At 58.2% G+C, this 15,876-nt stretch carries 11 protein-coding genes and 1 pseudogene; 2 read left to right on the top strand and 10 right to left on the bottom strand.

What is annotated here, in order from left to right:
• Nucleotides 1-340: 340 nt before the first annotated feature.
• The 8 genes and pseudogenes from VGP75_RS08255 to VGP75_RS08290 form a co-directional block, all read right to left on the bottom strand.
• Nucleotides 341-679: pseudogene (locus VGP75_RS08255) on the bottom strand (cupin domain-containing protein); the annotation flags it as partial.
• An 80-nt stretch (nt 680-759) separates the two neighbouring features.
• Entirely contained in the window at nt 760-2,013 is a 1,254-nt protein-coding gene (locus VGP75_RS08260) for an MATE family efflux transporter (protein ID WP_327543205.1), read from the bottom strand.
• Between the two features lie 52 nt (nt 2,014-2,065).
• Nucleotides 2,066-2,917, bottom strand: a complete 852-nt coding sequence (locus VGP75_RS08265; protein WP_327543206.1) for a glycosyltransferase — start codon at nt 2,915-2,917, stop codon at nt 2,066-2,068.
• 202 nt (nt 2,918-3,119) lie between these two features.
• A complete protein-coding gene (locus VGP75_RS08270; RefSeq protein ID WP_327543207.1) occupies nt 3,120-4,346 on the bottom strand; it encodes a glycosyltransferase in 1,227 nt (408 codons plus the stop codon).
• Between the two features lie 114 nt (nt 4,347-4,460).
• Nucleotides 4,461-5,963, bottom strand: a complete 1,503-nt coding sequence (locus VGP75_RS08275) for a glycoside hydrolase 5 family protein (protein WP_327543208.1) — start codon at nt 5,961-5,963, stop codon at nt 4,461-4,463.
• Nucleotides 5,960-7,045 carry a hypothetical protein gene (locus VGP75_RS08280; RefSeq protein ID WP_327543209.1) on the bottom strand — a complete coding sequence of 362 codons (1,086 nt, stop codon included), beginning with the start codon at nt 7,043-7,045 and terminating at the stop codon, nt 5,960-5,962. Before VGP75_RS08280 ends, VGP75_RS08275 begins: the two co-directional genes overlap by 4 nt.
• Nucleotides 7,029-10,112: a putative glycosyltransferase family protein gene (locus tag VGP75_RS08285; RefSeq protein WP_327543210.1), complete on the bottom strand. Its 3,084-nt coding sequence runs from the start codon at nt 10,110-10,112 to the stop codon at nt 7,029-7,031. The genes VGP75_RS08280 and VGP75_RS08285 overlap by 17 nt, the downstream gene beginning before the upstream one ends.
• A gap of 56 nt (nt 10,113-10,168) precedes the next feature.
• Nucleotides 10,169-10,774, bottom strand: coding sequence for a response regulator transcription factor (locus VGP75_RS08290; protein WP_327543211.1), 606 nt, complete (start codon nt 10,772-10,774; stop codon nt 10,169-10,171).
• Between the two features lie 303 nt (nt 10,775-11,077).
• On the opposite strand from VGP75_RS08290, the gene VGP75_RS08295 reads away from it, so the two are divergent.
• Both VGP75_RS08295 and VGP75_RS08300 read left to right on the top strand, forming a co-directional pair.
• Nucleotides 11,078-11,560, top strand: a complete 483-nt coding sequence (locus VGP75_RS08295; RefSeq protein ID WP_327543212.1) for a putative pterin-binding protein — start codon at nt 11,078-11,080, stop codon at nt 11,558-11,560.
• Nucleotides 11,560-14,157: a hybrid sensor histidine kinase/response regulator gene (locus VGP75_RS08300; RefSeq protein ID WP_327543213.1), complete on the top strand. Its 2,598-nt coding sequence runs from the start codon at nt 11,560-11,562 to the stop codon at nt 14,155-14,157. The genes VGP75_RS08295 and VGP75_RS08300 overlap by 1 nt, the downstream gene beginning before the upstream one ends.
• A gap of 66 nt (nt 14,158-14,223) precedes the next feature.
• Here the strand turns inward: VGP75_RS08300 and VGP75_RS08305 are convergent, their stop codons facing one another.
• Together VGP75_RS08305 and VGP75_RS08310 are read right to left on the bottom strand one after the other, a co-directional pair.
• Nucleotides 14,224-15,480: a glycerate kinase type-2 family protein gene (locus VGP75_RS08305; protein WP_327543214.1), complete on the bottom strand. Its 1,257-nt coding sequence runs from the start codon at nt 15,478-15,480 to the stop codon at nt 14,224-14,226.
• A gap of 13 nt (nt 15,481-15,493) precedes the next feature.
• On the bottom strand, nt 15,494-15,876 hold a 383-nt coding region (locus VGP75_RS08310; RefSeq protein ID WP_327543215.1), incomplete at its 5' end, for an isocitrate/isopropylmalate family dehydrogenase.

Genomic DNA, 15,876 nt, shown 5'->3' on the forward strand with positions numbered 1-15,876 from the left:
ATCTCCCGCCGTGTCCTGCCGCTGGTCAGCGCCAACCGAACTGCTTCACGCCGAAATTCCGGCGTCGGTCTGTTTCCGTTTCCCATAGAACACCTCCTGGTTCCTCAGTTGGTGCTCTCCACTTTTCCGGGGCAAGTCCAGATAGTTCATTGAGAGGCTAGCGCGAGTGTGGGCTGGCGAAAATTCCAAATTTGACGCGCTATCAACGTTGCATCGCGCGATCTAAACATCTGATCACTTCTTTGCCGTGATCATACGCAGATCGGAGGTCCCCATACCTTGGCGTCCAACCTTAAGATAAACCGTCCCCTAAGTGGGACGCCGGCGAGATCCTAGGACATCAACCGCGTCCATAGTCATCGTCGTATCTGACGATGTCATCTTCGCCGAAGTAGGTTCCGGTTTGCACCTCTATCAGGCGCATCGGTACTTTGCCCGGGTTTTCGAGGCGATGGACCTCTCCGAGTGGGATATAGATTGACTCGTTCTCCGAGAGCAACTTTGCCTGCTCTCCCTTGGTGACAATGGCGCTGCCTTCGACAACGATCCAGTGTTCGGACCGGTGGAAATGGCTTTGCAAAGAGAGCTTGCCGCCCGGCTTTACCACGATTGATTTGACCTGGAACCTTGGGCCAAAGGCAAGCTGCTCGTAGTGGCCCCATGGCCGGATGTTTGCGGGTTGTTCCATCGCCTCGTCCCGCTTGATATCGACAAGGTGCGCGTCTTTGATAGTAGCATCGGTTTTGAGGATTTGTTTCGTCATTTTGATACCTTTTGCTGGTGGGTTGGGAGGATGATCCAAAGCTGAACACTCAACACGGCAAGGACGCCGAGTTGGGAGTAAAGTTTGGTGGCGAGCATTGCGGCCAGATCACCGGAGGCTTCTGACAGGGCGACAATCATCAGCGCGACCTGAAGACCTGCACCGGCGACCACGGTGGCGATGCCAGAACGGCGCCCCTGCGCCATCATGAATGTGGCGATCAGATAATTGATGGTGAAGACCACAGCCGCAGCTGCGGCCCATACAAGATGGGGGGCTGCAGCGGTATAGTTGGCCCCCACCAGAAGTGTCAGGAGAAGGTCCGGCAACAGGAGTGACAAAGACAGGACGATGACGGAAACAGCGCCCAGAAGACCCGCAATCATCCCGACGCTCGAGCGATAGGACTGCCCTTTGCGCAGGGCAATGACGACGGACGGCAACAGCACACTTGCCAGCGCAAAGCAGGCAAAGAATTGAATCCGTTGAAAGAGCGACAAGGCAGCAACGTAACCGGTCTCAACATCCCCCAGAAAATACGTGGCCAGAAAAATATCCCCGTCCAAGGCTGCGACCTGCGCAACCTGAAGCACAGCGAAAGGCAGAGTCGCAAGTCCCAATGATATTGCCAAAGGCCGAGCGCGGACCGCAGGCAGTCTCGGTTGTGGCAGAACATTGATCAGAACCGCCCACCCCGCGATGATCGACACACTGATGGCCGCAACGACACCTTCGATGCCCATCCCCATCTGCCAGGCGACAATCCCAAGGCCGAGGCGGACAGCCATTTCGACGTTTGCGGAATAGACGATCTTGGCGCTGTTCATGCGCCCGAGGGCAACACCCCGCAGGATGTTCAACGGGGCGCTAAACGGAACCGACCCGAGCAGGATATACAGAAGGTACGGAGAGCCCAGATCTAGGCGCATCTGAAACGACCCGGCAAAGATGGCAACAGCCACAACCGGCAGCGCCAGCCACAACGCCACAAAACAGATGCCGTTGATACGCGCCAGCGCCTGCTCGGTCTGCGCCGCGTCGCTGACATGCAGTGCAGCGACATGGTGGCTGATTGCCGAACTTAGCGCGCCAAAAACACTAAGAAAGGCAAGCTTGATCGTCAGCACAATCGCAAGGTCGCCGAAAAGCTCAGGGCCCATCCAGCGGCTGAAGATCATGTTGAAGGCAAGGTTGCCAACATTCACGATGTTTGACGACAAGAAGATGATGACAGCTGGGCTTGCAACCAAAACCAAAAAGCCTGGGCTGGGCGCCCGCATGGGGGATGATGCAGCCATCAACTCAGACAACCTTCGCTGTACCTTGCCGGGTAGGAAGGTCCGGTTTGGCAATCACGGGTTTCGCCATAAAGCGATGCGCGATCAGGCGCAGCATTTGCACCCCGCTGCGCACAATAGCCCGGCTGGAAACCTTGGAGCCTGCAACCTCATGCCATTCAGAAAGCGGAAATTCGTAAAAGCACATCTTTGAGTGTGGGGTCGCAGCGGCGATCCGGCTGAACAGCTCAACATCGAACAGCCATCCGGCAGTGAACGGCGTAGCAATCGCGTTGCGCAACACAGATGTATTGCGCAGCAGCTTTGCGCCACACTGGGTGTCCCCGATCGGAAGGCCGACAGCCAGCCGCGCGAGGCTTGCGCAGATGCGCGACACCGCGCGGCGCGATATTGTCCGATTGATCCGATGGCCCAGCAACCGGCGCCGCGCCCCGTAGACCACGGTGATGTCGCGGTAGCGCCCCAGGACCACTTCAAAATCCGCGATGGCCTCGAGGGGCGTCGCAAGATCGGCATCCCAATAGCCGACATGGTCAGCACCGACGCGGCAGGCGTGCTGCAATCCTTTGCGCACTGCCTCTGCCTTTCCGGAATTCCGGCGCAGGCTGATCACATCAATCTGGCTTGGGTTGGCCAGTTGAAGGGCCTCAAGGCAGTGGAGTGTCGCGTCGGTGCTACCATCGTTGACGAAGACGAAAGACATGTCCGGCGAACCAGCCAGTGTCTTGAGGAAAACGTCCCCGTCCAAGCGATCCGCTTCGTTGTAGCAGGGCACAACAATGATTGTTTTCGCCAAGCTTGGTGAAACTGGGGCGGCGCCAGAGAAGGCGATTTCAAAGGTGTTCAAAAGGGTCATGGCAGCACTCATATGTTGACGTGCCTTTTATGACCTGAGCGCTTCGGCCATGTCCTGATACCGAAAGATCAGTTAAGGTTAACAGAAGGTTACCCTGTGCCACGAACGTATATGAGCCCTCTCGTTGGAGATTGCTCAGCGCAAAAGAAAAGCGGCGCGTCTCAATTGAGACGCGCCGCTATACATTTGGTTAGATGCCGTTTTACGCAGACAAACGCCGCTGCCCGCTGGGGTCTGACGCCCGCCGAACGCGCGAGGGGTCGGTTAAATGCCTGATATGAAAGTCAACGACCGCATCAAAGGGAAAGCGCAGCGCCGCATCACGGTTTGTGTTCACCATGTCCTGTGATCGTGTCAGGTCATCCAAGGCCGCCTGCATCTGCCGGGCCATGTCTCTGGCGTTCTGGGCGGCATAGTTCACGCCGGTGATCCCTTCATCCTCGCATACGTCGACGAAGTCACCGATACGTGGAAAGACGGGAACCGTGCCATAACAAGCCGTTTGGTGCAGCACGCCGGAACTGCCCGTCGTGGCGCTGTAGTCAAAGACGCTCAGCAGCGCGTCACCGAAGAATGCAGGGATGCTTTCTTCGGCGATGTAGCCAGCGAATGTGACGCTGGTATCATCGCCGCGCTTGGCCGCGACACTATCAAGGTATCCCAGTGTGTTGGGGTGATCAGAGCCACCGATCATCAGTTCAAGGTCATCGTTGCCCGGCGTAGCGCGCAAGATGTCAAAGGCCTCCAGCAGGGTTTCCAGACGTTTGTAGGTTCCAAACTTGCCCATCGTCACAATACGCCGGGGGCGTTGCGCCAATGGCGTGAGATCATCCGTACGGGCATCGAATGTGCCATGCGGTACCAAATGAACCGGCGCGCGGGGGTGTTTGGCCAGCAGACCATCGTAATAACTGCGCAAAGTAACCGTCAGATAGGTCGTGGACAGCAAGGCACGCGTGATGACACGTGATCCCAGACGCACCGCAACTTGCCGTAGGCGCTGCCCTTTAAGGACGGTCTGGTCCAGATCGACCCCATCCACCATATTGTGGGCGATGACCCCGCTGGGTGTACCCGCTATCCGTGCACCCATTGGCCCCAGCAGGCCCAATGCGGCGGTCGCCTCGCTGTCCCCGAACGTCGCCATCTGCAGGTTCCAGATCACCCCATCCACCTTTGCCCCGCGGATGGACGCGATCAATTTGGGCAGGTTGGAAAGACTGTTGAACGACCAGACGCGCTCAACCCGCACCTTTGGACCAAGGTCCAGTTCGGGCATATCATGGACAAGTTTATCAGCGATGACGACAACCTCTTCCACGTCAGATCGTTCAGCGAGTCCTTTGGCAAGGTGGTATCCGTATTCATTGAGACTCTGCTTGCCCGGAGGAAAAGCAGAAACAAGTGCGATGCGAAGGGGGCGTGTCATGGATTATCCTCAGGCTTGGGCTTCGCCGTTATTACGCCGCCATAGAGGGCAGATGGCGGGTCATGTGGCATAGCCAGACGGGCCATTCGGTCATGAGGATACCCGAAAGGATAGTTAGTCGTGGATTGCGGTCAGTTGCTCGAACGCCTGTCGCACGACTTCGGCCGCGGGCTTGGCCGTGCCGTCAGCCGCAAACAGACCAAAGCGCGCCTGCAGCCTTTGCACCCAAGGGGAGCCGCCGACCGCAGTCGCGTCTACGTTCGGGAAATCATAGAGCGTCCAGACGAACAGCCCATCCGCACCCGCAAGCGCCTTAAGACGGGCATCAAGGTCATCGGCCTGCCCTGCCTGCGAACTTGGCAGGCCCAGCGCCATGTCATAGGAGGTCACCCCGATCTCTGTCACCATCACGGGGCGATCCGTTGCCGCCTGCACAGCCTCCAGCCGCGCTGTTGCGGTGCTCAAATCCGCGTAGTCATGATAACTGACAACATCTAGAATTTCCGCCAACTCCAAAGCAGCATCCGAGCTGGCCCAGCCAATGGTCAGCGCTAGCTCCGGCGCCTCCGCTCGGGTGAGGCTTGCCATCGTCATCAGCCAGGCGAGGATTTGTGGCCGACCATTGGCTTCAAAATCAAGGTCAGGCTCGTTCTTGAGGTCGACCATGGTCACGGCAGGCGACGCGGCCAAGACCGGCAACACCGCGCGCAAAGCGGCATAGTCCTGCGCCCAGCTTGTGGGGCTGAAGGTCGGCTTGAGGTCAAACAGCGTGGGCATGACTTGCAACCCGACATCCTCCGCAAGAAAGAGCAGCATTGCCAAACTGTCCAGCGCCGCTTGCTGTGTATCTGGATCGGCAAAATACTCCGCCGTCAGGAACACCCGCACCGCCGTCCCTCCCAGATCGGCAATGCGGGCGAAATCCTGCGCGATGATGTTTTCGTCAAAGGCGGGCCAGAAGTCGCGCCACGGGGTTGCGGCTGGATAGTAGTTGAGACCGGCAAGGGGCGCGCCAGTCCATCCTGGTTGGGCTGAGGCGATGGGCGCAGCGCCTGTGCGTTCATGGGCGTAGATCCGCCAACCATTGGTTTCATTCAGCAGGGTTGTAACCGCGCGATCCTCAACCAGTTCGAAATAGGCTAAGTCATCACCGTCCGCGACGAAGCGGGCCACCCGCATCGACACCTCTGCCTGAAAGACCGATCCATCGAGGTGATAGAATTGCGGTTGCGCCTTTTGGCTCAGCACCACCATCTGCCCGCCTTTGCCCGCATCCAGAACAGATCGTTCCGCCCTTTCTTGCGCAACGCCGCTAAAACTATCCCGCAAGAGCCAGGCATCGCCAGTGCTCTGGGCCAGTGCGAGAACCGACCAAGCCTCAGTCATTGCGAGGCCCAGCGCCACTTCATCACCGGGCGTAACCGGGCGCACGAGATCAGAGACTTGGTCCTGCCACGTCACATGACTTGGCCGCGCGCTCAGGGCATCAAGGGCGTCGGCGATATACTGGTAAGTGACCGTCCGTTCGGTGGCGCGCGACAGCGCAGCAGAGGCCGTCCAAAGGACACCGCCGATCATGGCAGCAAAGACGGCAATCAGCATAAGATTTCGGGTCATTCTGCCCCCCTGATGGTCAGGTTCTCGGGCGGCGGCGACAGGTCCACCCTGCGATCGACCTGCGTCTTGCCGACCGTCAGTGACACCTCAAACGGTCCAGCGTCGGGCGACAGCAGCAGACCGATCGTGACATACCCGTCAAGAACCCAGCCCTGCACAGACGAACCTGTGCCATCTGCTGCCACCACATCGACTTGGGCTGCGATGCCATCGGGCACCAGATACCCTTTTGAAGTCGCCAGCGGGCCGAGCCTGATCCGAACAGCATTGATCGCAGGCTCTGCCCAGAACACGAAGGCGCCCGCATCCTCAATCACCATGTCGTCCACCACAAAGCCGAGACCACCCGAACCGGTGCCCGCCAAGGCCAGTTGGCCGGTATTGGTGCCTGCCATGTCCCGCACCAGCAAGACGCTGCGCGCCGCACCATCGCGGACGACCGAAGGAACGAAAGTCGTTGTATCGCTTTCGTCTGTCAAAACGATACTCAGACCAACACCATCATCGACGCTGTTGCCATACGCATCGGTCAGCGGCGCGGTTTCGATCACGCCGAAGGTCTCGGACAGAACGCTCATCTCGCTGTTCGCGAACTGTGGCAGAACAGTCGCCAAATCTGCGGACACCCGGTAATCGGCGCGTGCCGATTGCACCCCGTCAATCTCTACCCCCGCCAAGAAAGCGCCAGATTGGGGCGGCGGCGTGAAGAGGACGCCAGCTATTCCGTCCAGCGTGTCTACAGGGATCACCGGCCCATATCCGAGTTGTACGTCCGCCTGCGTCCCGCTGACCATGTTTCCATGAACGTCCAGCCCCAATGCGACGGCATGGCCTGGCTCGCGACCCGCGACAATGCTCTTGGGGCCGACGAACAGGATAACGGCTTCAGTCCGCCCCGCAGTCCGCAGGGTTTCGCCACCATTCGATGACTGCTGCAAACCGGCCCAGTTTTCCCTGTCACCCAACTGCGCGGTCGGAAGAATGCCAAATGCATCGGTGGTGAAATCTTGCGCGCTGGCCATCTGGGCCGTCAACAACAGGGCGAAGAAGAGCCTGATCATCACATCACTCCAACGGATCATGGGTCATTGTGGAAACATGCAGCCGCATGGCCGAATAGCCCGTGATACCCTCCAGAGGGATGGTCCCGATCTCGGAAGAGGGCAGCACAGTATCGGCCTGCTGCGTGCTGCCGTTCACGATGATTGTATCGGGCTGAACCTCGGCCACGATCCGCAGGTCGGCACGGGACGGGAATTCCATCCGCAAGGGCGCGCTCTGGCCAGGATAGATGTTTGTTTCAACAAACCCGGCCTGCGACCAGATCGCGTCGTCATCCGTATCATAAAGAACGGCAACGACCCGCACGATCGTAGCACTTTCAACGCCGTTGTTGACCGCTGTTGCCGTCAGGACGGGGCCATCATCGGTCATATCGACCCGTATCCCGTTAAGCGACACGCCACGATAGAGATCGGCCCCCGCCACTAAAGCCCGCCCGGTGACAAGGGCCTGCGTCGGAGCTGCATCCAAGGTCGGCGGAATCCAAAGGGTCGGATCGAACTGGCCCATCGCCTCGGCATCCTGCAGCGAAAGCACATCGTCAAAGTCGATCCGGTATCCACTCGTCTCGGCCGGCAATAGCCTTTGGCCGTTGACCACACCCGCAGCCTGACGCGTAAGCTTCGCATCCATTTCGCCGAACAGGCTGACATAGGCGGGGTCGTTGTCAGAATTGGTCACTTCTCCCACGATGGAGTAGTGGCCCTCATGTTCCACCAGCCGGGCCTGTCCCAGAACGATGCGGGGCCGATCGAGCCTGTCGCGGTGCAGGTCTGTTTCTGGCCGCGGTTGCCGCCGACCCACGACGTTCCACACAACCGAGGTGTCCCGCTGCAACCGGACGGGCGTTTGCGTGGCTGGTAAGGAAGTAGGTGCGATAAACCATTGTCCGTCACGTAAGACGGTTCGAACCGGCAAAACCTCCGTCCGGATACTCAGCGCGGTCAGCCAATCCAGGCTCACCTCCCAATCCATGATCGCAGGGCTGCTATCCAGAAGCGTCAGGCGTGTTTCCGTCAGCTTGCCATAAGAGGCAATCAATCCGCCGCGCCAGCGCCAGCCGAACATGACGTCATCAAAGGGCGGGCGGGTTTCAGGGTCGATCAAGGCGTAGGCATCCTCAAACCGCCGAAAATCCAGATCATCGAAATAGGCCGTGACCACATCCTCCGGGGCGGGCGTCCTCGACAGTTCCTTGCTCAGCGCTACTGCGAACCACGTGCCCAGCGCAATGGCGCAAAGCCCCAAGCCGATCACAATAAGCCGGACGCGGTTGGGATTGTCAAAGCGGGTGCGCGCAGCCACCAGCGGGCGGGGCTCCATCTGGTGGGCGCCTAGCCCTCTGTTTAGCCCCGTCATCACAAAGATAAGTGCCGCCAAGCCCAATGCCAGCGGTGGTACCGTGCCCCACATAAATCGTTGTGTTTCCGGCAAGCTGCGCCGTGGCTGCAACACAGGCAACGGCACCACATCCGGCCTTTCCCAGACCGTCACGCCGTTCGACAATCGGTTCAACCGTGTCCAGCCACTGAAATGCAGGATCGGATCATAGAATGCATCGTTCGAGAAAACAAATTTCAAATGGTACCGGTCCGCATTTTCCAAGAATTGCTGAAGGGACCCCAGACCGGGCACACCGAGGTATTTGGAGTTCTCCAGACGTTCGACCGAGAACCGTGTCATATCTGGCAACCGTCTCGCCGAATGATAATTTCCGTCGACCGACTGTGCGGTCGTCTGTGCTGCCAGATAAGCGAACTGGTCACCAAACCCCAGAGTGAGGTAACGCCATCTGTCGTGTTCGTCTTCCGACATGAATTTCACAATAGGGGCCGGGTCGATGAACTGCGGTTGTGTGGGCTGTATCGTCGGCAGAATGGCAATGAATACGGCCACGGCCGTCATTGATGCGAACAGACCGCCGACTACGAAACGCCGTGCCCCGCGCCCGAAGGCTGCGATAAGGCTTTGGCCGGACCGTCCGTGCAACAGCCCGTCGATCATGTGACCCATGAAGGGCAGCACAAGGATCGTGGCCCAGAACGTGAAACGGTCCAAAGTCAGGATATCAAAGGCCCCACCCAAGATGGCACGCGGGATCGGCGTGGTACCACCTGTCCCGAGGACAAAGCAGATCAGGACCATCGCACCGAGTGGCCAGAGCCTTGTCGTCAAGGTCTTGTAGATCACAAAAGGCAGAAACAGGATCGTCACGCCCCAAGGTAAAACGAAGAAGATCAAACCGAGGTCGGGGCGTTCGATAAAGTTTTCACGGCTGCCATGGGGAATGGGGACCTGAGTGATCGGATCGCTGATCGACCAGATCCAATAGGGGAGAACCGTGACGACGATCGCCCCGAGCATCAAGCAGGCCAGAACAAGCCCCCGCGCAAGAGGCATCAAAAAGCGGCGCAAACCAGAGAACCGATACGGTCCCAGCGGCACGATCTCATGCACGCTGCGCAGCGCTTGCAGCGCGAGCGGGATCACGAACAGCACGCCACCAAAGATCGTTGTAACATGATGAGCGGCCGTCGTCGCGGCGGCAAAAACCACCGCTGCAAACAAGTTCCACATCCGGCCGTAGACGATCCAGCGGTAAACGAAGGGCAGACCATTCAGAAAGATCCCGAGGGAAAAGATCGTCGGCAATTGCCCGAACAGGTGGATGGTCTCGGAGATCGACGAAGCGAGCGTTGCGGCAATGGCGGCATAGCCTGCGGCGCGGGGCATGACCCATAGCAGGGAAAAGCGGTAAACCCCGATGACCAGCAAGAACAGGCCCAACAATTGCACAACCATGAACGCCGCGCGCAGCGGCAAGACATGCATCAAGGCCGCAATCGCCATATGTGTCCCGGGGGGATAGCTGGTCGTGGAAAAACCTGTGTACCAGCGCGGCTCCCAGGTATCGAACCAGCTGCGATGATAGCTGTCACCAAAGAACATATGGATGAAGGCGTCGTAGGTATTGCCGTGTGTGAAAGGCAAAAGCCCACCATGAAAAAGCAACGCCCCGGCCAGCGCCACAAAGAGCAGGCGCAACCCGTCGCTCGTCTGGCTGTTGAGATCGGAGCAGGGTCGCATGGACGTCACTCTACCTCGCCCCCCCTTTGGGTGACCCTGAAACTTGGACCGGAAACTTAGACCAGACACCGCTCTTTGGCGATCATCGCGGCATGGGTGCGATTGCGCGCCTCGAGCTTGCGGCTCAGCGTTTTCACGTGCAGCTTGATCGTCACTTCCTGCAGGTCCAGATCGCGTGCGATTTCCTTGTTGGATTTCCCTTCGCAGAGCCCTTGAAGGACGGCTGTTTCACGTTCTGTCAGGTTGCCCACAGTTTTTTCCTGCGCTTTCTGCATGAAATCGAACGGGGCATAGACCTCGCCCATCGCCATGAACTTGACGGCGCTGACCATGGATTTGGAACCGAGCGTCTTGGGCACAAAACCCATAGCCCCGGCTTCGATCGCGGCCTGCGCCACCGCAGGAGAGGCTGTTCCCGACAGGATAGAGACAGGGACCTTGCCGGCAGCCTCTTTCATTCGGGCCAAGCCGTTCAGTCCGTTCATGCCGGGCATGTTGTAGTCCAGCAGGATCAAATCAAAGACATATTCCCCCTGAACCGCCACTAAAGCCTCGTCCAGCGTCGCGGCCGTCTCCACCAGTGCGATACCGTCAGAATTTGCTAGAAAAGAGGCGATCGTTTCGCGGACCAGATCATGATCATCAGCAACAAGTATACGCATTTAAATTCTCCGGTCTCGCTAAACACCACAAATAGCGAGGGAATATGTCCTAACAGCGGCTATTTTTGGGATAGTTTAAAGTATTTCAACGAGTTTTCCTCGCGCAACATTATTAAGTTTTAATTCAATATCATGAAAGCTACGCCGCCAGATATGCGCTCCAAGGGACAGGCTTGCATGCATTCGATCATGTCGCCTATCCGTTCGTATAGGGGAATATTCCAATGCTCTCGTCGAAAAGGGGTATTGTCGTGCTAGGGGTTGCGCAATTTAATGTTCAACATTGCAGACAAGGAGCCATTTATGTTGTCTACTTCCTTTCCAACCATCACAGGTCTGGTCTTTTGCATTGGCGCAGTTCTGGCGCCCTTACAGGTAGTCGCTGAGACGCTGCTTACCGTGACCCACGAAGGGAAGGTGCAAACATACGATCTGGACGCGTTAAAGGAGATGGGCGCGGTCACCTTTGAAACCAAAACGATCTGGACGGACGGTCCACAAAGCTTCACCGGCGTATCTCTCCTGAAACTTGCCGAAGAGCTGAACTTGGAAGACGGGGTCCTGCTGGCATCGGCAATCAATGACTACACCGTCGAGATCCCAATTTCTGATGCCGTCGAAGGTGGCCCCATCATCGCCTATCTCAACAACGGCGAACCCATGTCCGTCCGCGACAAAGGCCCGCTCTGGATCGTTTACCCTTATGATAGTGATCCCAAATACCGGTCGGAACTGATCTATTCTCGAAGCATCTGGCAGCTTGACCGCATTGAAACGAGCGATTGATGCCACCTGATGGTCCTGCAAACCCTACCAAGAATAGCATGGCCACCACGCACAGCGCGCGCACGAACACTTGGTTCGGCGCGCTTTTGGCATTTGTAGTCTTTTCTGCCTGCGCCGTTGGGATTTACTACCTCAGCGCCGACGCCCGGCGCGAAATCGATGCACTGGCCACGGCAAACGCCGACAGTACGCAATGGGCGCTTGCCCAATCCGAGGTTGAATTGCTGGCGTTGTTGTCGGAGACACTCCGGTCCGATCTGCCGGAAGAACAGCAGATTCAAAACGTGCGTCGGCGTTTTGACGTATTCTATTCCCGCGTCAAGACGATGCAGGAAAGCGCCGTCTTGACCGGTTTGCGTCAAGATGACGACGCCCGCGCCATCTTGACCGACGTGTCCAACCTCTTGGACAATTTGATTCCGGTTATGGACGGCCCCGATGCAGATCTGACCGCAGCCTTGCCCGAACTCACGATGCAGATCGACGCAATACGGCCTGCCATGCGCGAAGTGTCCCTGATCGGCGTCGGGTATTTCTCGCGCAGCGCGGATGCTCAGCGCGCGCGCGTTGCAAACGCCCTGTTGCGATTGGGTCTTCTGACATTCCTGTTGGTCGCAGCCCTCAGCGCTACGGTTCTCGCCCTGATCAAATCATACCGAACCGCGACGCGAGATGGACGGGAAAAGGCCGAGGCCCAAAAACGGATGGCCGTGATCGTCTCCACATCTCTGGACGCAATCATTGCCGTAGATATCGAAGGACGCGTCATCGAATTCAACAGGGCCGCCGAGACGATATTCGGCTATACCCGAGACGAGATCATCGGTCAGCAAATGTCTGACAAGATCATCCCAGACAAGTTGCACGCGGCCCATGAAACCGGGATGAAACGCTACATCGAAACCCGCGAACGTCGGGTTGTCGGGCAAGGGCGCGTGCAGCTCGAAGCCAAGCATAAAAGCGGACGTATTTTCCCAGTCGAGATTTCGATCTCGAGCGCGGAAGGTCCTGAAGGAGAGATCTTTGTTGCGTATCTTCGCGACATTTCGAACCGTATCACGAAACAGGAAGAATTGGTCAATGCCCGCGACAAAGCGGTCGCAGGCGAACGGGCCAAGGCCGACCTGGTTGCCGTCATGAGCCATGAAATGCGGACCCCGCTCAACGGCATCGTCGGAGCACTCGAACTTCTCAGGACGACCAAGCTTGATAAAACCCAATCGAACATGACAGACGTGATGGGCACATCGGCCGAGATGCTACTTCATCATGTCAACGCCGTCCTTGATATGTCACGGCTGGAGGCTGGTGCGGCAGAGATCATCAAGCGTCCCTTCGATCCGGCGACCGTTGCACAGGAACTGCTCAGCAGCCTCAAGATGTCCGCAAAAAATCGTGGCAACATGCTCAAGCTGAATGTCTTGGACCCGGACTTCAATCTGGTTTTGGGCGATCCGGGGAAATTCCGCCAAATCCTGACCAATCTGGTGAGCAACGCGATTAAATTCACAAGTCATGGCACCATCACAGTGGAGATCGAGCCCCACTTTGCCGAAGCGCAATGGGAACTGCGCGTGACAGACGATGGGATCGGAATTTCCGAACAGGACCAAACGAAGGTTTTTGACGATTTCGTCACCCTTGATCCATCCTATACCCGCGCACAAGAAGGCACGGGGCTCGGCCTTGCTATCGTCCGGCGTCTGGTCAAGCACCTCGGCGGTGAGATCGGTGTCGAAAGCGAGATGGGCGCGGGTTCGGTATTTTGGGTCCGGTTGCCGACGAATGTCGCCTCCGAAACCAGCGGGGCCAAGGACAAAGGACACCCATCACCCCCACCCGCATATGCCGATCAAACGCGCCCAGCGCTTTTGATCCTGCTTGTCGAAGACAACGCGATCAATCGGGTCGTCGCGCGCGAGATGCTTTCCAAGCTCGGCCATGCTTGCGTTGAAGCGCATAACGGGGCTGAGGCGGTCAAACTCGCCGAGATGCAGGCGTTCGACGCGATCCTAATGGACATCAGCATGCCCGACATGGACGGGGTGGAAGCAACGAAGCAGATCAAGGCCAGCACTGGCCCGAATGCGAAAACGCCCATTTTTGCGGTCACCGCCCATGCAATGCCCGCCGACGTTGATCGGTTTAAAGCGGTTGGTGTGGTTGACGTACTGGTCAAGCCCATTGGGCTGGATCGCCTCGACAGCCTGCTGACCCATGGTGCAAAGCAGGACCAACATCTCGACGCCGCCGCGCCAATCTGGGACAAGGCCCATCAGCGCGAACTCAAAGGGACCATGGGGGACGAAAAATGGCACGACCTGATGAAATTGTTCGTCGAGGAGATGGACGCCGCCTGCAAAAGCACATTCGCCCGTAGTGATATGGCGAACATCGACGGGCTGCGCTCCGAGGTGCACAAATTGGCTGGTTCCGCATCTACCCTTGGCGCGTCAAGACTCGGAGAGTTGTTGCGCAGGATCGAAGTACAACTTGACGCGGGCAACCGAATTACTGCTAGAAATCTGATCCGGCTGGTTCCCGATTGCTGGTCGAAAACCAAGTCCGATGCGATGCGGGAAGCACCTTCTGATTGAAGCGGTTTCCTTTTTTGAACAGCATCTTTCCCATAGAGAAAGGTGGCTTAGGCGCGACATTGCGGCTCAACAAATCAGGATAGCGCGGAAGTCGTTCACGTTCGTCAGGGTCGGTCCGGTATGAATAAGGGCCCCCAACGCGTGAAAATACGCATAGCTATTGTGGCTGGCGAGGCAGCCTGTCGGATCAAGCCCCCCAGCGCGGCCTTCTGCCAAGGTTTCCGGTCCGATAAGGGCGCCGGCCGCGTCTTCATTGCCGTCAATGCCGTCGGTGTCTGCTGCGATTGCGTAAATCCCGGGACGTTCTGCGAGCCCAAGCGCAAGCGACAATAGGAATTCGGTATTTCGCCCGCCCTTGCCCGGTGGCGTCTTCCCGATTGTGACAGTTGTTTCCCCACCCGAAAGCAGAACGGCGGGGGCTTGCGCAGGTGTGCCATGGGATCGAACGGCCTTGGCTATGCCGGCCATCACCGTGCCGACCTCGCGCGCTTCCCCCTCTAGCGCGTCACCGAGCAATACGGTCGCAATCCCTGCGTCTCGCGCGACTTGGGCAGCGGCCTCCAGTGCCAACTGTGGAGCCGCGATGAGTCGAAAATCCGTCTCAAAGGAGGGCGCCGACTCTGGCGTTGTGCTTAACAAACACCGCGCTTCTTCCGGAATATACGTGCCCAGACGCGAGACTATGGACGACAGGTCATCCCCGGCTGTCGGGTCCGGCAAGGTGGGGCCCGAAGCGATGGCCGCGGGATTATCGCCGGGCACGTCCGAGATTGCCAAAGTGACAACTTTTGCGGGATGGGCCGCCTTTGCCAAACCGCCCCCTTTGATCAGCGACAGGCGGCGCCGGACACGATTCATATCGTCAATGGTCAAGCCAGACTGCAACAGCGCCTTGTTCACAAGGATTTCGTCGGCAATGGTCAACGGTGGCCGTGGCATCGGCATCAGGGCGGAGCCTCCGCCAGAAATCAAGGCCAGAACCAGATCTTCCTTGCGCGCCTGTCGGACCGCCTCAAGTATTTCCTGCGCGGCAGCCAGACCGGCCTCGTCCGGCACAGGGTGGGCAGCCTCGCGCACCTTTATCCGCTCTGTTACTGCCGTGTGGCCATAACGCGTGACGACAACACCTGACAGATCGACATCCGGCCAAGCGATTTCCACTGCGCGCGCCATGCTCGCGGCGGCCTTGCCGGCGCCCACGACAATGCAACGCCCCGTCGGCTTTTCGGGCAAATGCTGCGCCAGCACCTTTGCTGGGTCAGCCGCTGAAATGGCAGCATCCAGCATCCGGCGCAGCAAGGCCTGAGGATCAGAAACACGCATTAAATCAGCCAGCTTAGGTGTTTTCGCCGCGTATTGCCTCGCAGACCGCATCGGTGACCTCGCGCGTCGTGGCTTTGCCACCCACATCTGGTGTAACGATGCCATCAGCACAAACCTTTTCAACCGCCCGCATCAGGCGTGCCGAGGCGTCGAGCTCGCCAAGGTGGTCAAGCATCTGGCTGGCGGTCCAGAAGGTTGCGACCGGGTTGGCGATACCTTTGCCGGTGATGTCGAAGGCCGATCCGTGGATTGGTTCGAACATCGACGGGAAACGCCTTTCCGGATCGATATTGGCAGTGGGTGCAACGCCCAGCGACCCTGCCAAAGCACCTGCAAGATCCGACAGGATGTCTGCGTGAAGGTTAGTGGCAACGATCGTGTCGATGGACTTGGGGT

The sequence above is a fragment of the Yoonia sp. genome (assembly GCF_036007805.1).
GTDB lineage: Bacteria > Pseudomonadota > Alphaproteobacteria > Rhodobacterales > Rhodobacteraceae > Yoonia.